Annotated in this window: 18 protein-coding genes; 4 read left to right on the forward strand and 14 right to left on the reverse strand. The window is 68.7% G+C overall.

Annotated elements, in window-relative coordinates; translation table 11 throughout:
* The first annotated feature begins 8 nt into the window (after positions 1-8).
* Both ABIC25_RS00290 and ABIC25_RS00295 read left to right on the forward strand, forming a co-directional pair.
* The gene (locus ABIC25_RS00290; protein WP_004019041.1) at positions 9-410 is read left to right on the forward strand and encodes a PPOX class F420-dependent oxidoreductase; all 402 of its coding nucleotides are present in this window, start codon (positions 9-11) and stop codon (positions 408-410) included.
* Positions 411-623: 213 nt separating this feature from the next.
* A complete protein-coding gene (locus ABIC25_RS00295; RefSeq protein ID WP_354559482.1) occupies positions 624-2264 on the forward strand; it encodes an HNH endonuclease signature motif containing protein in 1641 nt (546 codons plus the stop codon).
* Between the two features lie 359 nt (positions 2265-2623).
* On the opposite strand, the gene ABIC25_RS00300 is transcribed toward ABIC25_RS00295, so the two are convergent.
* Positions 2624-3784: a M24 family metallopeptidase gene (locus tag ABIC25_RS00300; RefSeq protein ID WP_354559484.1), complete on the reverse strand. Its 1161-nt coding sequence runs from the start codon at positions 3782-3784 to the stop codon at positions 2624-2626.
* A 54-nt stretch (positions 3785-3838) separates the two neighbouring features.
* Between ABIC25_RS00300 and ABIC25_RS00305 the strand changes: the two genes are divergently transcribed.
* A complete protein-coding gene (locus ABIC25_RS00305; RefSeq protein WP_101818974.1) occupies positions 3839-4810 on the forward strand; it encodes a 5'-3' exonuclease in 972 nt (323 codons plus the stop codon).
* 55 nt (positions 4811-4865) lie between these two features.
* On the opposite strand, the gene ABIC25_RS00310 is transcribed toward ABIC25_RS00305, so the two are convergent.
* From ABIC25_RS00310 to dop, 11 genes are all read right to left on the reverse strand, one after another.
* Entirely contained in the window at positions 4866-5741 is an 876-nt protein-coding gene (locus ABIC25_RS00310) for a DUF4333 domain-containing protein (protein WP_354559486.1), read from the reverse strand.
* Between the two features lie 238 nt (positions 5742-5979).
* A complete protein-coding gene (locus ABIC25_RS00315) occupies positions 5980-8790 on the reverse strand; it encodes a DEAD/DEAH box helicase (RefSeq protein ID WP_354559488.1) in 2811 nt (936 codons plus the stop codon).
* Positions 8787-9707, reverse strand: coding sequence for a twin-arginine translocase subunit TatC (gene tatC, locus ABIC25_RS00320; protein ID WP_101818884.1), 921 nt, complete (start codon positions 9705-9707; stop codon positions 8787-8789). Before tatC ends, ABIC25_RS00315 begins: the two co-directional genes overlap by 4 nt.
* Before the next feature lie 93 nt (positions 9708-9800).
* Positions 9801-10073, reverse strand: a complete 273-nt coding sequence (tatA, locus tag ABIC25_RS00325; RefSeq protein ID WP_004019049.1) for a Sec-independent protein translocase subunit TatA — start codon at positions 10071-10073, stop codon at positions 9801-9803.
* A 107-nt stretch (positions 10074-10180) separates the two neighbouring features.
* Complete coding sequence (locus tag ABIC25_RS00330) at positions 10181-11152, reverse strand: helix-turn-helix transcriptional regulator (protein ID WP_004019050.1); 972 nt, start codon at positions 11150-11152, stop codon at positions 10181-10183.
* Positions 11152-12144, reverse strand: a complete 993-nt coding sequence (locus ABIC25_RS00335) for a helix-turn-helix transcriptional regulator (protein ID WP_004019051.1) — start codon at positions 12142-12144, stop codon at positions 11152-11154. Before ABIC25_RS00335 ends, ABIC25_RS00330 begins: the two co-directional genes overlap by 1 nt.
* A 68-nt stretch (positions 12145-12212) precedes the next feature.
* The gene (pafA, locus tag ABIC25_RS00340; protein ID WP_354559490.1) at positions 12213-13571 is read right to left on the reverse strand and encodes a Pup--protein ligase; all 1359 of its coding nucleotides are present in this window, start codon (positions 13569-13571) and stop codon (positions 12213-12215) included.
* A gap of 75 nt (positions 13572-13646) precedes the next feature.
* A complete protein-coding gene (gene prcA, locus ABIC25_RS00345) occupies positions 13647-14483 on the reverse strand; it encodes a proteasome subunit alpha (protein ID WP_354559491.1) in 837 nt (278 codons plus the stop codon).
* Positions 14480-15361 carry a proteasome subunit beta gene (gene prcB / locus ABIC25_RS00350; protein ID WP_239398691.1) on the reverse strand — a complete coding sequence of 294 codons (882 nt, stop codon included), beginning with the start codon at positions 15359-15361 and terminating at the stop codon, positions 14480-14482. Before prcB ends, prcA begins: the two co-directional genes overlap by 4 nt.
* The gene (locus tag ABIC25_RS00355; protein WP_004019064.1) at positions 15358-15549 is read right to left on the reverse strand and encodes a ubiquitin-like protein Pup; all 192 of its coding nucleotides are present in this window, start codon (positions 15547-15549) and stop codon (positions 15358-15360) included. The genes prcB and ABIC25_RS00355 overlap by 4 nt, the downstream gene beginning before the upstream one ends.
* A 294-nt stretch (positions 15550-15843) precedes the next feature.
* Entirely contained in the window at positions 15844-17343 is a 1500-nt protein-coding gene (gene dop, locus ABIC25_RS00360; protein ID WP_004019065.1) for a depupylase/deamidase Dop, read from the reverse strand.
* Between the two features lie 67 nt (positions 17344-17410).
* Between dop and glgP the strand changes: the two genes are divergently transcribed.
* Positions 17411-20008, forward strand: coding sequence for an alpha-glucan family phosphorylase (gene glgP / locus ABIC25_RS00365; protein ID WP_354559492.1), 2598 nt, complete (start codon positions 17411-17413; stop codon positions 20006-20008).
* Between the two features lie 87 nt (positions 20009-20095).
* Here glgP and ABIC25_RS00370 read toward each other — a convergent pair whose 3' ends face one another.
* Together ABIC25_RS00370 and arc are read right to left on the reverse strand one after the other, a co-directional pair.
* On the reverse strand, positions 20096-22654 hold the full coding sequence (locus ABIC25_RS00370) for an FHA domain-containing protein (RefSeq protein WP_354559834.1): 2559 nt from the start codon (positions 22652-22654) through the stop codon (positions 20096-20098).
* Between the two features lie 117 nt (positions 22655-22771).
* The gene (gene arc / locus ABIC25_RS00375) at positions 22772-24589 is read right to left on the reverse strand and encodes a proteasome ATPase (protein WP_354559493.1); all 1818 of its coding nucleotides are present in this window, start codon (positions 24587-24589) and stop codon (positions 22772-22774) included.
* Positions 24590-24661 lie beyond the last annotated feature (72 nt).

The raw sequence follows: 24661 nt of genomic DNA on the forward strand, positions 1-24661 counted from the left end.
GTGGGGTCATGCCTCGCACCGCCGCCGACCTAGGATCCGATGCGCTCGCGTTCCTCACCGAACGCCACCTCGGGACCCTCACCACGCTGCGCGCCGACGGCACGCCACACGCCGTCGCCGTCGGCTTCACGTGGGATCCCGAGGCCGGACTGGCACGGGTCATCACCTCGGACGGCAATCAGAAGGTCCGCAACGCCGAGCGTGGCGCCTACGCGGCCGTCACGAATGTCGACGGCCCGCGGTGGTTGACCCTGGAGGGACCCGCGACGGTCCGCCGCGAACCCGACCACGTGCGCGAGGCCGAGCAGCGCTACGCGCAGCGATACCGGGAACCCAGGCCGAATCCGCGCCGCGTGGTGATCGAGATCAGTGTGAGCCGAGTCCTGGGGTCCGCGTCGTTGTTCAGCTAGCGCCGCTAGCATGTGAGGTCGGATTCTGCTCGCCGTGGGCGTGGATGTCGTCGACGGGGTTCCCGCCTCTATCACACGTCACCGACAACCTTACTGCGCCATGCGGCCGTCAGATCAGTAGCCAGACAACACTTTTCGCCTGTCCTGATCCTCCGATCGCGTGTACACTCGAACGTACATTCGTAGCAACGGGTCTCGGGGGAGGTGACCGTCATGGCCGACACCACACCCGTCGGAGGCGATTCGGCAGCGCCCAAGACGCGTGCCGTCGAGCTGGTGACCGAGCTGCATACGATCCTCGATGAGTTGCAGACTGTGGACTTGTCGCCGTGTACCGATACCGAGTTGGCCGACGTGGCAGCCGATACCGAACGTGCCATCGCACGCCTGACCGTTGCCGGTGACCGGCAGATCGATCAGGTCGAGGCTCGTGACCTACCCCGCAAGACCGGCTGCAGGACACTCATGCAGTTCATGACCCACCGGCTGCGGGTCTCCAACCCGGTGCGGCGGCGTAAGCAGATGGACGCCACCGCCACCCGCACCAGCCTCGGCGGCGAAGTGCTTACGCCCGAACACCCGTCCCTCGCCGAGGCATTCGCACAAGGTTCCGTCGGAACCGCCCACCTCCAGGCAGCCCTCGACGTCCTCGACCAGATCCCCCACGCTGTCGACCACGATGTGAAGGTCGCGGCCGAACGACAAATGGCCGAGATCGCCGCCGATCACACGCCCGCCGACATCACCCAACTCGGCGCGCGACTCCTCGCGCACCTCGACCCGGACGGCACCCTGGCCGACGACACCGACCAGAAACGACGCCGCGGCGTGTGGATCGGGCGGCAACGCGCCGACGGCACCGCCACCATCTCCGGCACCCTCAGTCCTGAACTGAATGCCCGACTGACGATGATGTTCGCCGTCTGGGGTAGACCCGGACTCAACAACCCCGACGACCCGAACTCGCCCAGCGGACCCGCCGGCACCGCCGACCCCGACGCCCTGGCCACCGCAGCCGACCGTGATCAACGCACCCCCGCCCAGACGAATCACGATGCGCTCGACGCCGCACTCACCGCTGGCTTTTCAGACGGGATTCTCGGAAAGTCGCACCGCGGCCTGCCCGCCCATCTGATCATCAAAGCCGATCTCAATGATCTGATCCGCGAAGCCGGGCTCGCCACCACCGCCACCGGCACCCTGCTGCCCATCCCCGACCTGCTCGCGATGGGCGCCGACGTGCAGCCGTGGTTGGCGATCTTCAAAGATTCGACCGCCGTGCCGCTGTACTTCGGTAGGGGGAAACGTTTGGCCACCCGCGAACAACGCCTCGTGTCCTTCGCCCGCCCGGACGGTGAAGTGTGCTCGGCACCCGGATGCGACCAGCCCGCCACCCACGTCGAACTCCATCACGCCCAGAAAGACTGGGCCAAAGGTGGTTCCACCGACATCGACGACCTCGCCCCGGCCTGCCCGCGGCACAACCGCATGGTCGGCGACCAGCCCGGCCAGTACACCACCCGCATCGAACGCTCCGGACCCGACGAAGGCCGCTGCCTCTGGCGGTTGAACGCCGAACCCGGCGCACCACCCAACCCCGAACGCATCAACCGCCGACCGGACATACCCCGGCAGTTCGCCGCACACCTACGCGACATACGCGCCGAGATCCACGGACCGCCAACGCAGCCCGGCGATCAAGCACGCCCCGAGACGCCACACCCCCACGACGCGCGCCGCTCATGGCTGACCACCAGCCACGTCATCGACGTCCGCCCACCACGGCCCGGACCACCGATGCCCCGCCCGTCGCTCGTGGAGGCGCATCTGATGACGCTTCTCGCCGACCTCTGACCTGCACCCGGAGCGACACCCATCACACCAACGAACCTCAAGTCGACCGACTGACCTGGACCGAAGTCCGGCAGCCGAAACGGCATTCGCCAGTGTCTTCAACAGCAATGGGGTGGTTGTGGCGCGTGGCTTCGACTCGGCTCCTCGACCTCGACCCGTTCCTTCGTCGCTTGCTCGGCCCGGCGGCTGCGCTCGGTCCGGCTCGACCAGCGATGAGGCGGTACCCCTGGCCACACGACGAGTCCACGACTCAACCGCACGACCATCGTCGTCGGAATTCGGCGCCGAACTGGTCAAACACCCCTATCGCACTGGTCAGGGTGCAGATGAGTCGATGTCGCGTGACACCAGCCCGCGACTTACAGCCGGACGAGTTCGTGTGGGCGGTTGTTGAGGGACTCGCAGCCGTCCTCCGTGACGACGACGATGTCCTCGATCCGGGCACCCCATCGGCCGGAGACGTAGACGCCCGGCTCCACGCTGAATGCCATGCCGGCCCGCAGCGGGATGTCGTTGCCGCCGACGATGTAGGGCTCCTCGTGCACCGACAGCCCGATGCCGTGCCCGGTGCGGTGGATGAACCGCTCGGCCAGGCCGCGCTCGGCGAGCAGATCGCGCGCCGCGGCATCGATCGACGACGCGGTCACCCCGGGCCGGACAGCGGCCACGGCCGCGCGCTGCGCCTCGAGCAGTGCGGCGTAAGCATCGGCGATGTCGGCGGGCGGATCGTCGAAGCAGTACGTGCGCGTGGAGTCGGAGTTGTAGCCCGGCTCGACCGGACCACCGATGTCGACCACGACGATGTCGGACCGCTCGATGACCCGGTCGGAGAACTCATGGTGGGGATCGGCGCCGTTGGGGCCGGACCCGACGATGATGAACGCCGCCTCGGTGTGCCCCTCCTCGATGATCGCGGCGGCGATGTCGGCGGCGACCTCCCGCTCGGTGCGTCCGGGGACCAACCAGTCGCCCATGCGCGCGTGCACGCGGTCGATCGCGGCGCCGGCGCGGCGGAGAGCGTCGATCTCCGCGGCGTCCTTGATCATCCGGAGTTCGCGTAGGACGTCGGTCGCCAATTGCGGTGTGGCGCCGGTGTGCCGGGCGAGCGGGATCACATGCAGGGCGGGCATGGAATCGGAGACGGCGATGCGCGGTTGCGACGGCAACCCCGCCAGCGCCAGCGCGTGGGCGTCGTCACCGTCGACCCAGTCGGCCACCTCGATGTCGAGATCGCCCACCGCCGAAGCCGACAGCGACGGGACCTCGAGCCGCGCGATCACCAGTCGCGGGTCACCGGCCGCGGGGATCACGAGCGCCGTGAGCCGTTCGAAGGTCTCCGCCCGCGATCCCACCAGATAGCGCAGGTCCGGTCCGGGTGCGACGACGAGCGCGTCGAGATCTGCGGCGCGGGTGAGGTCGGCGGCACGGCGGACCCGGTCCCGGTACACCTCCGCGCCGAAGAGCGGTTCGGCCCCCACTCCCGACGTCGCGACCCGTGCTGCTCCGTTCCCAGATGCCATGCGACGAACACTACCGCCGACTCATGACAGAGTGTGGGGGTGACGGATTCGTTGATGCTGCTCGACGGCGCGAGCCTGTGGTTCCGATCGTTCTTCGCCCTCCCGGAGAAGATGACGAGTCCGGACGGACGCCCGGTCAACGCGGTCCGGGGTTTCGTCGACACCATCGCCAATCTCGTGGTGCGCGAACGGCCGTCGCGCCTGGTGGTGTGTCTGGACCTCGACTGGCGCCCGGAGTTCCGCACCGACCTGATCCCCACCTACAAGGCCCATCGCGTCGCGGTCCCCGACGGTGACACCGAGGCCGGGGGCACCGATGTCGAGGGCCGGGAGGTCGACGTCGAAGAGGTGCCCGACACGCTCACCCCGCAGGTCGACATGATCATGGCCGTTCTCGCAGCTGCGGGCATCGCGACCTCGGGCGCTGTCGGATGTGAAGCCGACGATGTGATCGGCACCCTTGCCTACGACGAGGCGAACGATCCGGTGATCGTCGTCAGTGGGGATCGGGACCTGCTGCAGGTGGTCGCCGACGATCCGGTACCGGTGCGCGTCCTCTACGTCGGCCGAGGGTTGGCGAAAGCCGAGATGATGGGTCCGGTGGAAGTTGCCGAGAAGTACGGCGTGCCGGTCGACCGCGCCGGGATCGGCTACGCGGAGATGTCGATGTTGCGCGGTGACCCCTCGGACGGGTTGCCGGGTGTGGCCGGTATCGGTGAGAAGACCGCGGCGAAGCTGATCACCGAGTACGGCAGCCTCGACGCCCTGGAGGCGGCCGCCGCCGACCCGTCGTCGTCGGTGCCCACCCGGAGCCGGAAGTCACTGCTCGCGTCGGTCGACTACCTGCAGGCGGCACGCATCGTCGTCTCGGTGCGTACCGACGCCGACACCATCGACAGCGGCTCGGACGTCCTGCCGGCCGAACCCGCCGATCCCGCGGCGCTCGCCGAGCTCGTCGAGGAACTCGGCATCGGGGCGTCGGTCGGGCGGTTGGCGAAGGCCCTCGGATGGCCGCAGGCCGGCTGAGGCCTCTACGTGCCAGCCGGCTGAGGCCTTGGTGTGACAGCCGGCTCAGGTTCGATCAGCTGGGGCGCGAGACCTCGTAGCGTCCGTCGTCGTCGATGAACGTGACGGTGACCTGCTGTTGCTGTCCGCCCACGGTGACCGAGCAGGTGAACGACGCACCGGTCTCGACCCGCTGGCCGGACGGGCACTGCACGTCGGAGACCTCGCTGGCCTGGTAGTCCTCGGTGAGGATCTTCTGCACACCGTCTTGGGCGGCCTGCTGGTCGAGGTTCTTCGGTGCCCAGCCGGGGAACAGGAACGCGGTGATCAGCACGATCGCGGCGATGAGGATCAGCGCACCGCCGCCGACGAACATCAGTGTCCGGGCGGTCTTGTTCGACTTCCCGGTCGCCATCCCGCTGAACTGGTCGCCGCCCCCGTACTGATTCTGACCGTACTGATTCTGGCCGTACTGGTTCTGGCCGTAGGGGTTCTGGGCGTTCGGTCCCGCGACGCCCTGCGGATTCTGGCCGTAGGGCTGCTGGCCGTACTGACCCTGCCCGGGCGCCCCGTACTGGCCCGGTGCCCCGTACTGGGCAGCCGGCTGGCCGTACTGCTGCTGTGCGCCCGGTTGACCGTACTGACCGGGATTGCCCACCTGCGTCGGCTGCGACTGGGCCGGGCCCGAATACGGTGGTTGACCCGGTGCTCTGTAAGGCTGCTGGTACGGGTTCTGCTGGTACGGATCCGGTTGCGGCTGACCATGACCCGGGTTCTGCGCGGCCGGGTTGGGGGCCATGGTGGTCGGATCCGCCTGCGGCGCGCCGGACTGCCCGCCGCCGGGAAGGTTCACGATCTCGGTCTTGCCGTCCGTACCGGACTGATCGCCGGAAGGGCCCGGGTTCGCTTGCGGATTCGGGTGAGACGGATTGGGGTTGTACGGGTCGGTCATGAATCCCTCCCACTCGGCCGTCCACCCGCTGACGGGTGCCGGCGAACTGTGACGTCGCGGCGATGTCGGGGCAGAGCACGCCGACACCGAATGCGGGATGAACGTTACCTCAGCTGCCTGGGACTATCAGCAAACATCGCACGTGCCCCGCGGACGCGTCGTCCGGTGAACCGACACCCGCGGACCGGCCTCCTCGACTCAGCCGGGTGCGCGGCGGCTCAGCCGGGTGCGCGGCGGCTCAGCCGAGTTCGGCGGCGACCACGCCGCGGCGGATCGCCTTGACCGCTGCCCGCGCCGTCCCGCCGAGGCGGGTGTCCGACCCCACCCCGAGCCGGATCTGTTCGAGAAGATCCACGACCTGCCGGTTCCACCGCACGAAGTCGCCCGGCGAGAGCAGCTGCCCGCGTTCACCCGCCAGGAGCAGAGCCTCCCCGAGCGAGCGTCCCGAGGCCCAGGTCGCCACGGCGACCGAGAATCCGGTGTCGGGTTCGCGTGTCGGACTCACCCGATGACGCTGCTCGATCGCCGTGACCCGCGACCAGATCTCCACCGTCGCCGCCATCGCGGCACGCATCGAGCTGCTGCCCGGCAGCGCGTCGACTCCGCTGTAACTGTCACGCCGGCTCTCGTAGACGAGCGCCGCGACCACCGCGGCGAGGTCGGCCGCGGAGAGGTCGTCCCAGACGCCGGCCCGGATGCACTCGGTCACCACCAGGTCGCTCTCGCTGTAGATGCGGCCGAGAAGCTTGCCCGAGTCCGTCACGGCCATCGTGTGGCCGGTGGACTCGGTCGATTCGGCGACGCGTTCGAGGTATCCCAGTTCGCGGAGGACGCCGACGATGTGATCGAACGTGACGCCGAGCGTCGACGTCCGCTCCCCGATACTGCGCTCGGCGTCGACGATGTCGCGCACCAGCCGGTTACGGCGTTCGGCGAGCCGGAACAGGTCGTCGCCGTTCGGCAGCTGATGCGCCGGATGCGCGCGCAAGGTGCGCCGAAGGTGCGCGAGCTCGGTGTCGTCGGCGGCGTCGGCGCGCTTCTTCTGGCGTCCGCGCGGCATCTCGATGCCGGTCGAGCGCAGCGCCGACGCCAGATCGCGCCGCCCGCGGCCGGTGCGTCGGTCCGCGTTCTTCGGCAGCCGCATGTTGCCCAGCACCTCGGGCGGGTTGACGAAGTCGCGGGTGCCGACGCGTCCGCACCAGGCGTCCTCGGTCAGCACGAGCGGCTTGGGATCCTGTGCCTGAGTGGCCGGTTCGATGATGACCGCCAGACCACGGTGCCGGCCGACCGGAACGCCGATGACATGCCCGCGTTTGAGTGCCGCCAGGTCGGCGGTGATGGCGTCGTGCGTGTCGACCCGCTTGCGGTACTTGAGATCTCGCTCGCGACGCCGGATGTCTTCGCGCAGGGTGACGTAACCGAGGAACCCGGCGTAGGGCTCGTCCTCCGAATCCGACTGAGCCTCAGCAGGTTCCAGACCGCGTGCCTGCGCCGCGCGAGCGAGCTCGCCGTCGAGTTTACGGAGCGCCCGCTGCGCCTCGTCCAGTTTCCGCGCCTGCCCGACGACCGAACGGTCGGCCTGGAACTGCGCGAACGATCGGTGCAGCAGCTCGCGGGCGCCGTCGAGGCCCAACCGCCCGAGCAGGTTGACCGCCATGTTGTACTCCGGCGAGAACGAGCTGCGCAGCGGGAAGGTCCGGGCACCGGCGAGGCCGGCCACCTCCTCCGGGACCACCTCGGGTGTCCACACGACGACCGCGTGGCCCTCGACGTCGATCCCGCGACGACCGGCGCGTCCGGTCAGCTGCGTGAACTCGCCGGGGGTCAGATCGACGTGGGCTTCGCCGTTGTACTTGACGAGTCGCTCGAGAACCACCGAGCGGGCGGGCATGTTGATGCCGAGCGCGAGGGTTTCGGTGGCGAACACCATGCGCACCAGTCCGCGCACGAACAGTTCTTCGACGGTGTGCCGGAATGTCGGGAGCATGCCCGCGTGGTGGGAAGCGAGGCCGCGGCGCAGGCCCTCCCGCCATTCGTGCACCCCCAGCACATCGAGGTCGGTCGGCGACAACTCGGTGAGGTGGCGGTCGACGATCGCGTCGACCTCACCGATCTCCGCCGGTGTGAGGAGCGAGAGACCCGACCGCAGACACTGCGCCAGGGCGGCGTCGCATCCGGCACGCGAGAAGATGAAGCCGATGGCCGGGAGCAGGGCCTCCCGGTCGAGTCGCGTGACGAGGTTCGGGCGGGACAATGCCGGTCCCCGTCCGTCCCGCCTGCGGGGTCCGCTGCCGCGCCCTCGGCCGCGGCCGCGCGCCGACTCCCGCTCGTCGTCGGCCATCAGGATTCGGTGCCGGATCTGACGTTTCAGCTCCGGATTGACCCGCGGGCGCGTTCCGGCCTTGCGCGCCGGTCCGGTGTCGGCCGGGTCGAACAGGTCGAACAACCGCTGGCCGACGAGCATGTGCTGCGACAGCGGGACCGGCCGGTGCTCGTCGACGATCACCGAGGTGTCCCCGCGGACCGTCTGGATCCAGTCGCCGAACTCCTCGGCATTGCTCACCGTCGCCGACAGACTCACCACCCGCACCGACGGTTCGAGGTGCAGGATCACCTCTTCCCACACGGCCCCGCGGAACCGATCGGCCAGGAAGTGCACCTCGTCCATGACGACGTGCGACAGCCCGTCCAGCGCCCGCGATTCGGCATAGATCATGTTGCGTACGACCTCGGTCGTCATCACGACGACCGGCGCATCCGAGTTGATGGAGCTGTCGCCGGTCAGCAGCCCGACCGACTCGGACCCGTGAACGGCCACCAGGTCGTTGTACTTCTGGTTGCTGAGGGCCTTGATCGGCGTGGTGTAGAAGCACTTCGTGCCCCCGGCCAGCGCGAGATGCACGGCGAACTCGCCGACGATGGTCTTGCCCGCGCCGGTCGGCGCGCACACCAGCACGCCGTGCCCGCCTTCGAGTGCCTCGCACGCCCGGAGCTGGAAGGCGTCGAGCCGGAAAGCGAGTCTCGACGTGAACGAGTCGAGTTGTGTCACAGGACGTCGTCGAAGGTTGCGCGTTCGCGGGCCGACGCACGGCTCGTACCGGCGCCGACACGACTCGCGGGAGCCGGGATCGGCGACGCCGGAGCGATGGGCTTCGTCGGCGGCAGCGGGCTGGCCTCGTCATCGGAGAGATCGGCCCAGGCCGACGCCTTCTTGGCCTTGCGCTTGTCCACGATGCGTGCGAACTGGATCGCGAACTCGAGCAGCACGGTGAGCGCGAGCGCCAAGGCCAGCATCGTGAAGGGGTCCTGTCCCGGTGTCGCGATGGCTGCGAAGACGAAGACCGCGAAGATGAGGCCACGCCGCCAGCTCTTCAGCCGGGCGTACGTCAGCACGCCCACCACGTTCAGCGCGATGATCAGCAGCGGGAGTTCGAAACTCACGCCGAAGATCACGAGCACGTTGAGCATGAAGCCGAAGTACTGGTCACCGGCCAGAGCCGTGACCTGGACCTCGTTGCCCACGGTCAACAGGAAGTCGAAGGCCTTGGCGACCACCAGGTAGGCCAGCACGGCGCCGCTGACGAAGAGGGTCGTCGCCATCGCGACGAACATGATGCCGTAGCGACGTTCGTGGGAGTGGAGACCCGGAGTGATGAACTGCCAGACCTGATAGATCCAGACCGGGCAGGCGAGCACGACACCCGCGGTCAGCGCGACCTTCAGACGAAGCATGAACTGGTCGAACGGACCGGTCGCGAGAAGTCGGCACGAATCGTCCGGGGTCAACGTCGCGCGCGACGACGCGGGCAGATCGCAGTACGGTCCGCGCAGCACGTCGCCGAGCGACGAGATACCCAGGAAGCCGTGGCTGTACCAGACGAACCCGAAGATCGTGGTGACGATGATGGCGAGCAGCGAGATGACCATACGAGTGCGCAACTCGTACAGGTGCTCGACCAACGACATGGTGCCGTCGGGATTGAGCTTTCGCTTACGTTGCCGGGGGTCGAGTCGTCGGGGAATCGGAAGAGAGCGCACTGGCGATGCTCCGACGCGCCCCTAAGCCGATTTCTTGACGTCGGCGTCGCGCTGCGTGGTGGGCTGGGTGGAGTCACCCGCGGGCAGCTCACGCCGCGACGGATCGGCCGGCGTCGCGTCGGCGGTGGCCTGCGAGTCCTTGTCGTCGTCCTTCTGCATCTCCTTGACCTCGCTCTTGAAGATGCGCAGCGACTGTCCCAGACCTCGGGCGGCGTCCGGCAGCTTCTTCGAGCCGAACAGGATCAGCAGCACAATGGCGACGATCGCCCAGTGCCACCATGACGTGAAGCCCATGAGATCACCCTTCAGATCGGATCAGACAGTGCCCAATGCTACCCGACATGCGGCCGGCCGGGAGGGGGCCAGGCGGGATGATCCCCCCAGCCCAGCGGCGGTGACCCTCAGCGATAGCGCGCGCGTGCGGCTGCCGCGGAGTCGGCGACCGCAGCGGCGACCGTCGGTTCGTCGACGACCCGCACGGCACCGGCGAATCCGAGCAGGAAGCGGGTGAGCCACTCCGGCGACCCGTAGACCAGTCGGGCGCGGACGGGCAAGTCGGCGTCGGGTCGGTCCTCGACGTTCTCGACGGGGTCGAGCGGGTAGTAGTCGAGAACCCACAGATGGTCGGCGTCGATCTCGATCTCGACGGCCGGGAGGTCGGGGTTCTCGGCCACCAGCACCGACTGATTCGACGCCGCGGCCTCGGCCGGCGGGCGGCTCGGCTCGTCCAGGGCCGACGCGGTGTCGACCCGGTCGAACCGGAACAGTCGCACCCCCTCGGCCATCCGGCACCAGGCCTCCAGATAGGTGTGCTGGTCCATGACCTGGAGACGGATCGGGTCGACCACCCGGTCGGTGACGCTGTCGCGCCCGGCCGAGTAGTAGCGCAGTCGCAGTGCCCGCGCCTGTTTGGTGGCCTCGCGGATCGTCGAATACGTCGGGTTCTCCCCCGACGGATCGGGTGCCGCGTCGGACGCCCCCGCGACCCCGGGCACCGTCGCACCCACCGCCTGCTCGATCTTCGCGATCGCCCGGCGCGCCGCGGCCACGTCGACGACACCCGGCGTCTCGACCAGCGCCCGTAATGCGACGAGGAGCGTGCTGGCCTCGACGGTCGTCAGCCGCAACGGCCGGTCCATGCCGGCGGTGAAGCCGACCGTCACGAAGCCCTCGCTGAACTCGAGCTCGATGAGGTCATCGGGGTAGTAGCCGGGCAGCCCGCAGACGAAGAGCAGCTCGAGATCTTTGGTGAGCTGTGCCTGGGTGACCCCGAGTTCGGCCGCGGCCTGCACGATCGAGATGCCGCGGCGGGCCTGGAAGTACGGGACCATCGCCAGCAGCCGGTTGAGGCGCGACGGTGCTGCGGCGGCCATCAGGCGCTCACCCCGCTCAGGCGGTCGAGGCTCGCGACGACGAGTTCGCGCAGCTCCGGCGGATCCAGGACGACCGCGTCCCGGCCCACACCCAGGACCATGCGGGCAACCGCGGTCAGCGAGTGGATCTCGAGGGTGACGATGTCGCCGGGTTCGCCGTCGAAGTCGGCGGGCTCGGTTGCCGTCGCAGCGCGACGCACGCCGAACGCCCGGTCGGCCGCCACCCAGATCCGCGCGGTCCGGCCGTCGGACCCGGACGCGGAATCGACGGCGGCGGAGACGATCTGCTGGAGATCGGTGCCGGCCGGGACCACCACCGCGTCAGCGGCGCCGACCGCGGAAACCGCCGCGATGCGCGACAGCCGGAAGGTCCGGGTGGCGTCGCGATCCCGGTCGTGCCCGACGAGGTACCACCGACCCCGATGGGACACCACTCCCCACGGTTCGACGCGCCGCGTGGTCGGCGCGGCGGCCGCCGACGACCGATGCCGGAACTCGACGGCACGCCCGTCCTGGACCGCGGCGAGCAGACCCGCGATGACTTCTTCGGACCCGAGTGATCGCGACGACCCGCCCGTGGTGATCCCCAGATCGTCCTCGGAACGGACATCCAGCCCCGCGGCCCGCAACTTGAGGATCGCCGTCTGGGACAGCGTCGAGACCTCCGGCGTGTCCCACAGCGCGGCGGCCATGGCGATGGCCGCCGCCTCGTCGGACTCCAGGGAGATCTCGGGCAGCTCGTAGGAATCGCGGTCGATGCGGTATCCCTCGGCGCCGGCGGCCATCGGCGACCGGCCGGTGACGAGCGGGATCCCGAGGTCGCGCAACTCGTTCTTGTCCCGCTCGAACATCCGGTTGAACGCCTCGTCGGACTGCCCGTCATCCGAGTAGCCCGCGACGTTGCGGCGGATGTAGTCGGCGGTGACGTACTGCCGCGTCCACAGCAGGCAGATGACGAGGTTGAGCAGACGCTCGACTTTGGGGGTTGCCACCGAGTCAGGTTAGAACGTGGCCGTTCGCCGCGTACGGAGGCACGCGGCGTCGGCCGGTATACCGGTGCTCACATCGAGGCGATGAGGCGGTCGACGCGCTCGTCGACGCTGCGGAACGGGTCCTTGCACAACACCGTCCGCTGAGCCTGGTCGTTGAGTTTGAGGTGCACCCAGTCGACGGTGAAGTCGCGGCCGGCCTTCTGCGCGGCCGAGATGAAATCGCCACGGAGCTTGGCGCGGGTCGTCTGGGGCGGCTCGTTGACCGCGGTCTTGATGGCCTCGTCCGTGGTCGCCCGGGCGACCAGGCCCTTGCGCATCAGGACGTCGAAGACGCCGCGTCCGCGTTTGATGTCGTGGAAGGCCAGATCGAGTTGCGCGATCTTCGGATCCGACAGTTCCATCGAGTACCGGTCCTGGTAGCGCTCGAAGAGCTTGCGCTTGATGACCCAGTCGACCTCGGTGTCGACCTTGGCGAAGTCGTCGCTCTCCACGGCATCGAGCATGCGACCCCACAGGTCCACGACCATGTCCATCTCGGGGTCGGGACGTCGGTTGGTGAGGTGTTCGACGGCGCGGGCGTGATACTCGCGCTGGATGTCGAGAGCACTGGCCTGCCGACCACCGGCGAGGCGAACCGGACGTCGGCCGGTCGGGTCGTGGCTGACCTCCCGGATCGCGCGGATCGGGTTGTCGAGCGCGAAGTCCCGGAATGCAACGCCTGCCTCGATCATCTCCAGTACGAGTGCCGCCGAGCCGACCTTGAGGAGGGTCGTCATCTCGGACATGTTCGAGTCACCGACGATGACGTGCAGCCTGCGGTACTTCTCGGCGTCGGCGTGCGGCTCGTCGCGTGTGTTGATGATCGGGCGCGAGCGGGTGGTCGCCGAGGAGACGCCCTCCCAGATGTGCTCGGCGCGCTGCGACAGGCAGAAGGTCGCCGCCTTGGGGGTCTGCAGCACCTTTCCTGCGCCACAGATCAGCTGGCGCGTGACGAGGAACGGCAGCAGGACGTCGGAGATGCGGGAGAACTCCCCCGCCCGGACGACGAGGTAGTTCTCGTGGCATCCATAGGAGTTGCCTGCCGAGTCGGTGTTGTTCTTGAACAGGTAGATGTCGCCGCCGATGCCCTCGTCGGCGAGGCGCTGTTCGGCGTCGACGAGCAGGTCCTCGAGAACGAGCTCGCCGGCCCGGTCGTGATTGATCAGCTGGATGAGACTGTCGCACTCCGCCGTCGCGTATTCGGGGTGCGAGCCCACGTCCAGATAGAGGCGGGCGCCGTTCTGCAAGAAGACGTTCGACGACCGGCCCCAGGACACGACCCGGCGGAAGAGATAGCGCGCGACCTCGTCCGGGCTCAGCCGGCGGTGGCCGTGGAAGGTGCACGTGACACCGAACTCGGTCTCGATGCCCATGATTCGTCGCTGCACTTGACCAACCCTACTCGCGCGGACCGCGGCGGACCGGTCGACACGCACCGGTCGCCGCGACCCGCGGCGTTCTCGTCACTGTTCGGGAGACGGCTTCTCACCAGGGGCTTCGTCGGAACCGGACTGTGTATCCGAGTCCTGGGTATCCGAGGCCTGGGTATCCGAGGCCTGGGTATCCGAGGCCTGGGCCCCGGCGACCGTCGGGAGCAGGCCCTCGACCGCAGACGTCGTCAGGCGCCGGAACGCGCGCCGCGGACGGTTGTGGTCGAGGACGGCGACCTCGAGGTCGCCCGCGGCCAGCACCCGCCGTTCGGCCGGGGCCCCGTTGCCGCTGTCGGCCGGGGCCGTCAGTGCGGTCACCGCGACGCCGATGGCGCGGCCGAGTTCCATGTCGGGTTCGTAGCTCTCCTTGAGGGCCGCCGCGATCGGTTCGGTCGCACCGCCCATCACGAGGAAGCGGGTCTCGTCCGTGATCGACCCGTCGTAGGAGATCCGGTACAGCTGCGAACGCTTCGGTTTGCCCGGGCGGGCGACCTCGGCGACGCAGAGTTCCACCTCGAACGGCTTGGCCTGCTCGGTGAAGACGCTGCCCAGCGCGTTGGCGTAGGTGTTGGCCAGTGACAGCCCGGACACGTCGGCCCGGTCGTAGCTGTAGCCACGCATGTCCGCGATCTGGATGCCGGCCTTGCGCAGGCTCTCGAACTCGTTGTACTTGCCCACCGCCGCGAAACCGATCCGGTCGTAGATCTCGCTGGTCTTGCGAAGTGTGTTCGACGGGTTCTCGGCGACGAACAGGACGCCGTCGGCGAAGGTCAGGATCACGACGCTCCGCCCCCGGGCGATGCCCTTGCGGGCGAGCTCGGAGCGATCGCGCATGATCTGCTCGGCGCTGGCGTAATACGGGAATGTCATCGGGCACCCCCCTCGTGCTCGGCACCACGGCGTTCGATGACGGCGCGTGCCGCCGCCTCGATGTCGGTCGCGTCCACCTCCCGGGCTCCGTCGGCTCCGACGATCGCGGCCATCGGGAAGATCTTGCGGACCAGATCGGGTCCACCGGTGGCCGAGTCGTCGTCGGCGGCGTCGTAGAGCGACTCGACGGCGATCGCGAGCGCCTCGTCGGCGGTCAGGTCGGGCCGGTACAGCTTCTTGAGCGAGGACTTGGCGAACACCGACCCCGAGCCGATGGCCGTGTAACCGCCGAACTCCTCGTGCCGGTCGCCCGCGACGTCGAAGCTGAAGATGCGTCCGCGTTCGGTCGGATCGTCGTGATCGATGTCGTAGCCGACGAGCAGCGGGATGGCTGCGAGACCCTGCAGGGCGGCGCCGAGGTTGCCCCGAACCATCGACGCCAGACGGCTGACCTTGCCGTCCAGCGTCAGGGGGACGCCCTCGATCTTCTCGTAGTGCTCGAGTTCGACGGTGAACAGGCGCACCATCTCGATCGCGATCCCGGCGGTGCCGGCGATACCGGCCGCCGAGTACTCGTCGGTGATGTAGACCTTCTTGACGTCCCGCGTAGCGATGAGATTGCCCATCGTCGCCCGGCGGTCGCCCGCGAGGATCACCCCACCCGGGTACGACACCGCGACGATCGTGGTGCCGTGCGGGATGTCACCGGCCCCGTCGGTGCCGCCGGCGAACGACCCCACGCGGTCTACCTGGGCCTGCGGCAGCTGGTCGGGTGCATGGGTCCGGAGGAACTCGGTGAACGACGAGATGTCGGCGCCGAACGAGGAACCGGAACGGGATGAGGACAGCGGGGGCAGTGAACCGAACCTGTCGCTCACTGGCCGCCCTTCTGGACGTAGGCGCGCACGAAGTCCTCGGCGTTCTCCTCCAGCACGTCGTCGATCTCGTCGAGCAGGTCGTCGGTGTCCTCGGCCAGCTTCTCGCGACGCTCTTGCCCGGCGCCGGAATCGGGGCCCACGCCCTCGTCGTCGCCGCCGCCACCACGCTTGGTCTGTTCCTGCGCCATCTGCTGCCTCCTTGAAACCGATCGCCCCTTGGCGGGCTACCGCGGTCGAGGAGTCGGGATCGGGTGTCGCTGTCGCGGCAGCCATCCGGTGTCGCTGCCGCGACGGTAATCCGGGTGTCGCTGCCGCGACGGTGATCCCTCGTGTCTCGACCCTGCGGAATCGTGTGCTCCCACACTACCTGTGGGGGCGACAAGTGTGGCGGAACGAAGCACAAGCACGCCGGAGATAGGCGCGGGGCGCGGCCGAGATGGGCGCGGGGCGCCGCGGAGATGGGCGCGGGGCGCCGCGGCATGTCAGGTGGTGAGCTGATCCACCAGTTCGGCGGCCGAGTCCACCGAGTCGAGGAGCTTGCCGACGTGTGCCGCGGTGCCGCGCAGCGGCTCGAGGGTCGGGATGCGGACCAGCGAGTCCCCACCGAGGTCGAAGATGACCGAATCCCAGCTCGCGGCCGCGACGTCGGCGCCGAACCGGCGCAGGCACTCGCCACGGAAATAGGCCCGCGTGTCGCGCGGCGGTTCGCTGATCGCGGCGAGGACGTCGTTCTCGTCGACCAGTCGCTTCATCGACCCGCGCGCGACGAGCCGGTTGTACAGCCCCTTGTCGAGCCGGACGTCGGAGTACTGCAGGTCGATGAGCTGCAGACGGGGCGCCGACCACGACAGGTTCTCGCGCTGGCGGAAGCCCTCGAGGATGCGCAGCTTCGCGGGCCAGTCGAGGATGTCGGCGCACTCCATCGGATCGCGCTCCAGGCGGTCCAGCACGTCCGCCCAGGTCTGCAGGACGTGGGCGGCGCGCTCGTCGTCGGAATGCTCCTGCTCGTGGAACTTCTGGCAGCGCTCCAGGTACTCCCGCTGCAGGGCCAGTCCGGTCAGTTCGCGACCGTTGGTCAGGGCGACCGTGGCCGTGAGCGACGGGTCGTGACTGATGGTGTGCACGGCCTGCACCGGACGCGCGAGTTCGATGTCGGAGAAGTCGACGCCGGCCTCGATGAGATCGAGGACGAGCGCGGTCGTCCCGACCTTGAGGTAGGTCGAGGTCTCGGCGAGGTTGGCGTCGCCGATGATGACGTGCAGCCGCCGGTAACGCTCGGGGTCGGCGTGCGGTTCGTCCCGGGTGTTGATGATGCCGCGCTTGAGGGTGGTCTCGAGGCCGACCTCGACCTCGATGTAGTCCGACCGCTGCGACAGCTGGTAGCCGGCCTCGTCGCCGGACTGGCCGATGCCCACGCGTCCCGAGCCGGTGATCACCTGGCGCGACGCGAAGAAGGTGGTCAGCCCCGCGATGACTGCGGTGAACGGTGTCTCCCGCGCCATGAGGTAGTTCTCGTGGGTGCCGTAGGACGCGCCCTTGCCGTCGATGTTGTTCTTGTACAACTGCAGCTTCGGGGCGCCGGGGACGCTCGCGACGTGACGGGCCGCGGCCTCCATCACGCGCTCGCCTGCCTTGTCCCAGATGACCGCATCCATCGGGTCCGTGACCTCAGGCGCGGAGTACTCGGGATGGGCGTGGTCGACGTAGAGCCGAGCGCCGTTGGTGAGGATCATGTTGGCCGCGCCGATCTCGTCGGCGTCGATGATCGGGGCCGGCCCGGAGCCGCGGCCGAGGTCGAAGCCACGGGCATCGCGCAGCGGCGACTCCACCTCGTAATCCCAGCGTGTGCGCTTCGCGCGCGGCACACCGGCGGCCGCCGCGTAGGCGAGAACGGCCTGGGTGGACGTCATGATCGGGTTCGCGGTCGGGTCGCCGGGCGCGGAGATTCCGTACTCGACCTCGGTCCCGATGATTCGCTGCATCCTTCGAGGGTAGATGTTCACTTGCCACCGGTCGCAACCACCGCAGGTGCTGAGTACGGTCGACGCCGTGAAAGCATTCCGCCGGTTCACCGTTCGAGTCCCGCTGCCCGACCGGATCGCCGACCTCGCGCCGCTGGCCTCCAACCTGCGTTGGGCGTGGCATCTCCCCACCCAGGAACTGTTCGCGACGATCGACCCGGCGCTGTGGTCCTCGACCGGCGACCCGCTGCGGGTCCTCGCCGACGCCGACCCGGCGCGACTGACCGAACTGGCTTCCGACGAGGACTTCGTCGCGCGGGTGGCCGACGCGTCTGCCGACCTCCGGCAGTATCTCGACGCCCCGCAGTGGTTTCAGCGGTACGCGGCGGAATCACCGGCGCGCGACGATGCGGGCACCGACCGGGTGGTGCCGCCGGGAATCGCGTACTTCTCCATGGAGTTCGGCGTCTCCGAGGTCCTGCCGATCTACTCGGGCGGCCTCGGCATCCTCGCCGGCGATCACCTCAAGGCGGCCTCCGACCTCGGGCTGCCACTGATCGGCGTCGGATTGCTGTACCGCTCCGGGTACTTCCGCCAGGGCCTCGACCACGACGGCTGGCAGATCGAGCGGTATCCGGTCAACGATCCCGACGAACTCCCGCTCACGCTTCTCGGGGACGCGGGCAGCGACGCCGACCCCGTGATCATCGAGGTGGCGATGCCCGGTGGCGCCACGTTGTCGGCACAGGTGTGGATCGCGACCGTGGGGCGAATCCCGTTGCTGCTCCTCGACTCCGACATCGCCCACAACGACGACCAGCCCGACGGCGCCGTCCTGCGCGCGGTGACCGACCGGCTCTACGGCGGCGACCAGGAACACCGCATCGCGCAGGAGATCCTGCTGGGCATCGGCGGTGTCCGCGCACTCCGCGAGTACGTGCGGCTCACAGGCCGGGCCGAGCCGACGGTGTTTCACATGAACGAGGGACACGCGGGCTTCCTCGGTGTGGAACGCATCCGGGAACTCGTGGCGGGCGGGCTCGACTTCGACACCGCGGAGGCGGTGGTCCGGGCGTCGAACGTGTTCACGACCCACACCCCGGTCCCGGCCGGTATCGACCGGTTCCCCGCCGACCTCGTCGCCCGATACCTCGACGCCGACGCGGACGGTCGGTCCCGGCTGCTGCCGGGGCTGAGCGCGGCGACGGTCGCCGAACTCGGCGACGAGGCGGACCCCGGGGTGTTCAACATGGCACACATGGGCTTTCGGCTCGGACAGCGCAGCAACGGGGTCTCGCAACTGCACGGCGAGGTGAGTCGCGAGATGTTCGCCGACCTCTGGCCGGGGTTCGACGCCGCCGACGTCCCCATCGGGGCGGTCACCAACGGTGTGCACGGACCGACCTGGGTGGCCCCGGAGTGGCGCGACTTCGCCGGCGGGGACGAGGATTCCGCGCCTGAGGTGTACGCGGGCCTGTCCGATGACACCATCTGGCGTACACACGAGGAGTTGCGCTCGAGGCTCGTCGGCGAGGTGCGCCGCCGTGCGCTCGCGAGCGGCCTCGAACGGGGCTTCACCCACGCCGAACTGGGCTGGACCGCCGACCTGTTCGACCCGCGTGTGCTGACGATCGGATTCGCGCGGCGCGCGGCGACCTACAAGCGCCTCACCCTGATGCTCCGCGATCCCGAGCGCATGCGCGCCATCCTCACCGACCCCGATCGTCCGGTACAGCTCGTCATCGCGGGCAAGGCGCATCCCGCCGACGACGGCGGCAAGTCGCTGATCCAGCAGGTCGTGCGGTTCACCGAGGACCCGGAACTGCGCGACCGGATCGTGTTCCTCCCCGACTACGACATCGCGATGGCGCGCGCGATCTACGCGGGTTGTGATGTGTGGCTGAACAATCCGGTACGGCCGATGGAGGCCTGCGGGACGTCGGGGATGAAGTCGGCGCTCAACGGCGGACTCAACCTGTCGATCCTCGACGGCTGGTGGGACGAGATGGCCGACGGCGAGAACGGCTGGGCCATCCCGTCGGCGGAGGGGATCGCCGACGAGCACCGCCGCGACGATCTCGAGGCGCAGGCGTTGTACACGCTCTTGGAGGAGACGGTGATCCCGCTGTTCTACCGCCGCGACGGCGACGGTGTACCCCGCCGGTGGGTGGAGATGATGCGGCACACACTCACCCGACTCGGGCCACGGGTGTTGGCGTCACGAATGGTCCGCGACTACACCACCGAGCTCTACTGCCCGGCCGCCCGGTCCTACGAGTCCGCGTGCGCCGACTCCAACGCGGGGGCACGCGACCTCGCGGCCTACCGCCGAGCATTGGAGACGGGGTGGTCCTCGGTCCTCGTCGCCGGTGTCGAGGACGAGAGGCGCGCGGATGGTCTGCACGTCACGGCTCATGTCGCACTCGGCGACCTGGCTCCCGAGTCGGTGACGGTACAGGTCGTGCTCGGCAGGGTCGGCGATGACGGCGACATCCTCGATCCGACGTTCACGGCCATGACGCCCGAAGCCGACCGCGACGCGTCGGACCGGGTGGTGTTCACCGCACTCGTGCCGCCGTCGGCGTCCGGCCATCTCGGTTACACCGTCCGAGTTCTGCCGCGTCATCCGCAGCTGTCGTCCGAGTCCGAACTCGGCTTCGTACGGTTCCCGACGACGACCGGGTGAGCGTGTCCGCAGATGTAGTGCGTCGTTGTGTCAGGCGCAACGACGCACTACACCTGCCGGGGTTCGCCTCGCTCGACCTCTCGCGCGTCAGCGCTTCTTGAGTCGCACACGCGAATAGGTGAAGGCGAGCAAGAGCGCGCTGATCACCGCGAGGACGCCGTAGGCCAGCGCGGTGTGCGCGACCGAGGTCTCCCACAGCGTGATCCGCTGCGGGGCGGCGACGTTGATGGTGTACAGATCGACGCTGCCGGCTGCGGCCACGTAACCCCAGAACGACGGGAAGATCCACGACAGCTGCTCGAGTCCGATGCCGTCGAGCTTGAACAGACCGCCGCAGAACACCAGCTGGACCATGACGACGATGACCAGTGGCGGCATGACCTGCTCGTTGGACTTGACCGCCGAGGAGATGGCGAGTCCGACGAGGGTGCTCACACAGGCCAGCACGGACACCGCGACGAGCAACGCGAGCGGCGGCGGCAGGATCGGGCCGCCGAAGTCGGGCAGCCCACGGCCGGCGAAGGTGATGCCGACCATGATGATCGTCTGCAGCACGGCGGCGACGAAGAACACGGCGATCTTCGCGAACAGGTATGCGCCGGGGCGCAATCCGACGGCACGCTCACGTTCGAAGATGTCGCGCTCACCGACCAGATCGCGCACGGTCAGCGCGGCTCCCATGAACGCGGCGCCGACGACCAGCACGACCAGGATCTGGATCGCCTCCGCACCGTCCTTCGGTGGCGGCGCGTTGGGGATCACCTCGAGGCGCGCGAATCCGCTCGAACCCGGGATCACCAGGGTGAGCAACCCCAGCACCACGGGCAGCAACACGAGGAAGACCAGGTACCCGACGTCGGCGAAGATCAGCCGCACCTGCCGTCGGGCGATGGTCGACGACTGGCGGGTGAAACTCGTGTGCGGCACCGGGATCGGCGGCCCCGGCGGACGCTGCGGCGGTGGCGGATTCGGTGCACGGCGATGCCGGTCCAGATACCGCATGTGCGCCGTGTCCGGCTGGTCGGCGACGAAGGCGAAGATCTCGGCCCAGTCGGAAGTTCCCATCTCGCCCTGCACCTGCGCGGGTGGGCCGCAGAACGAGGTCTTGCCGCCGGGTGCGAGCAGCAACACCTGGTCGCACATGGACAGGTAGGTCAGCGAGTGGGTGACCACGAGAACGACGCGTCCGGCGTCGGCGAGCCGCCGGAGTGTTGCCATCACCTGACGATCGAGCGCGGGATCGAGACCGGAGGTCGGCTCGTCGAGGATCAGCAGCGACGGGCCGGTCAGCAACTCCATCGCCACCGACGCCCGCTTCTGCTGGCCGCCGGACAACTTCTCCACCCGGGTGTCGACGTGTTCGGTCAGCTGGAGTTCGCTGAGCACCCCGTCGATGACCCGGTCCCGGTCGGCCTTCGAGAGGTCGGGCGGCAGACGCAGCTCGGCGGCGTAGCGCAACGCCTGCCGGAGCGTGAGCTTGTGGTGCAGCACGTCTTTCTGCGGCACCATCCCGATGCGGGTGCGCAGCGCGTCGTACTCGGCATGGACGTTGCGGCTCTCGAAGGTGACCAGACCGCTTGTCGGGGAATTGAGTCCGGCCGCGATCTTCGACACCGTCGACTTGCCCGCGCCCGAGGGACCGATCACCGCGGTCAACGTGCCGGGACTGGCACTGAAGTCGACATCGGCCAGCAGGCGCTTGCCGCCGTCGACGACGAGGCTCACCCCGTGGACGTGCAGGCCGTCGGCGACCGCGGCACTTTCCTGCCCGCGCATCAGGGTGCCGCCGGACACCACGAAGTCGCTGTTGCCGATCGTGACGACGTCACCGTCGGTCAGGGGCGCGCTCGACACCCGCCGGCCGTTGACGAAGGTCCCGTTGACGCTGCCGAGATCCTCGATCACGAGGGCGGACCCGCGGCTCGACACCTGGGCGTGGTGCCGAGACGCGAGCACGTCGCTGACCACGATGTCGTTGTCGGGGGTGCGTCCGATGCGCTGGACCCCGCGCAGTGAGATCGACTCGCGCTCCGGCGGAGTCGGCGCACCGGGCAACCGGTACACCGCGGACACGTTCTGCTGCAGCGCCTGCAGGTGCGGCGCGTTCAGCACTTCCTGCGGCATCGGATCCAGGCCGCCGAACTGCCGCCCGCTTCCGGCGCGATCGTAACCCCCGGGTGCGCGCGCCGGCATCTGGCCGGAGGCCGGCACCCCGGTCCCCGGGAAGCCCGCCGAGCGCGGACCCGACGGCGGCTGACCCGAGGGCATCGGGCGCGAGCCCGGCGGAACCGGCCGGGACGGCATGCCCGGATTGGGCCCACTCGAGGGGGCCCGCCCACCGGGTACGGGCACGTCGACCACGAGATCGACCACCGGACCGGTGTTCACGTCTCCGAGGCGCACCTGCATCGAGCCCGGCACCATGAACTCGGCCATCCGCTGACCGTTGACGAAGAAGCCGTTCGTGCTGCCGATGTCCACCAGAAACCAGGCCGCCCCGCGCCACTCGATGGCGAGATGTCGACGCGACACCGTCGGATGGTTGATCACGATGTCGTTGTCGGGTTCCCGGCCCAGGGTGACGCGGCGGGACCCGCCCAGTGGGTGCGGTGCCCCACCGTCGACGATCACCCGTCCACGCGTCATCGATGTGCTGTTCATCGCCGACAACTCTAGTGCGTGAAGAGGCTGTTCACGCCGTTCTGTCGAGCAGACAGCCGACCCCGTGGGAGTCGGCTGTCTGCTCGGCGGAGTCGTCTGTCGCTACAGGTACTGGCCTGTGTTGGTCTCGGTGTCGATGGCCCGGCTCGCGCCCGCGCTCTTGCCCGTGACCAGCGTGCGGATGTAGACGATCCGCTCACCCTTCTTGCCCGAGATCCGGGCCCAGTCGTCGGGGTTGGTCGTGTTGGGCAGGTCCTCGTTCTCTGCGAACTCGTCGAGGATGGAATCGAAGAGATGCTGGACGCGCAGACCCGGTGCACCCGTGTCGAGTTGGGACTTGATCGCGTACTTCTTGGCGCGGTCGACGACGTTCTGGATCATCGCGCCGGAGTTGAAGTCCTTGAAGTACATGATCTCTTTGTCGCCGTTGGCGTACGTCACCTCGAGGAACCGGTTGTCCTCGCTCTCGGCGTACATCCGCTCGACGACCTTCTCGATCATCGCGTTGACGCAGGCCGTGCGGTCACCGCCGAACTCGCCGATGTCGTCGGCGTGGATGGGCAGCTCCTCGGTGAGGTACTTGGAGAAGATGTCGATCGCCGACTCGGCGTCGGGACGCTCGATCTTGATCTTCACGTCGAGACGGCCCGGGCGCAGGATGGCCGGGTCGATCATGTCCTCGCGGTTCGACGCACCGATCACGATGACGTTCTCGAGACCCTCGACGCCGTCGATCTCGCTGAGCAGCTGCGGGACGACGGTCGTCTCCACATCGGAGGAGACACCCGACCCGCGCGTGCGGAAGATCGAGTCCATCTCGTCGAAGAAGACGATGACCGGAGTGCCCTCCGAGGCCTTCTCACGCGCCCGCTGGAAGATCAGCCGGATGTGGCGTTCGGTCTCACCGACGAACTTGTTGAGCAGTTCGGGGCCCTTGATGTTGAGGAAGTACGACTTCGCCTCCTTGGCGTCGTCGCCGCGCACCTGCGCGATCTTCTTCGCCAGGGAGTTGGCCACGGCCTTGGCGATGAGCGTCTTGCCACACCCGGGCGGACCGTAGAGCAGCACACCCTTCGGCGGACGCAGCTGGTAGTCGCGGAACAGGTCCTTGTGCAGGAACGGCAGTTCGACGGCGTCGCGGATCTGCTCGATCTGACGACCCAGACCACCGATGTCCTCGTATCCGACGTCGGGGACCTCTTCGAGGACGAGGTCCTCGACCTCGGCCTTGGGCACCCGCTCGAACGCGAAACCGGCCTTGGTGTCGATGAGCAGCGAGTCACCGGGACGCAGCTTGCGGCGCAGGCCGTCCTCTCCGTCGACCTCGCCCAGGAGCGGCTCGGCCAGCCAGACCACCCGCTCCTCGTCGGCGTGACCGACGACCAGGGCGCGCTTGCCGTCGCCGAGCACCTCGCGCAGCGTGCTGATCTCGCCGACGGTGTCGAACTCGCAGGCCTCGACGATGGTCAGCGCCTCGTTCAGGCGCAGGGTCTGGCCCTTGGTCAGCGTCTCGGTGTCGATGTTCGGCGAACAGGTGAGCCGCATCTTGCGGCCGGAGGTGAACACGTCGACGGTGGCGTCTGGATGCACGTCCAGCAGTACGCCGTAGCCGCTCGGCGGCTGACCGAGCCGGTCGACCTCTTCGCGAAGGGCGATGAGTTGCTGTCGGGCTTCCTTGAGAGTGTCGAGCAGCTTCGCGTTGCGTGCGGTGAGACTGTCCACTCGCTCCTGGAGGTCCCCGGCCGGCCGGCCGGCTGCGCCGCGCGCAGACGAGTCCGAGCCGCTCCGCGACAGCGGCGACTCGGAGCCGCTCCGCGGCGGGGGCGGAGTGTAGGCGGGGACGAAGCCCTCGTCGGATGCACTGGCGCTCTCGGGAACCCCGCGGTCCCCCAGTGCGTCGTGGCGGTCAGATTCGGTCATTGCTGACTCCTCTCGCCGGCAATCACCCGATCCCTCGATCGGAATGCTCGCGCCGTATCCCTACGCTACCGG

Source organism: Gordonia sp. PvP123, assembly GCF_040547295.1.
Lineage (GTDB): Bacteria > Actinomycetota > Actinomycetes > Mycobacteriales > Mycobacteriaceae > Gordonia > Gordonia terrae.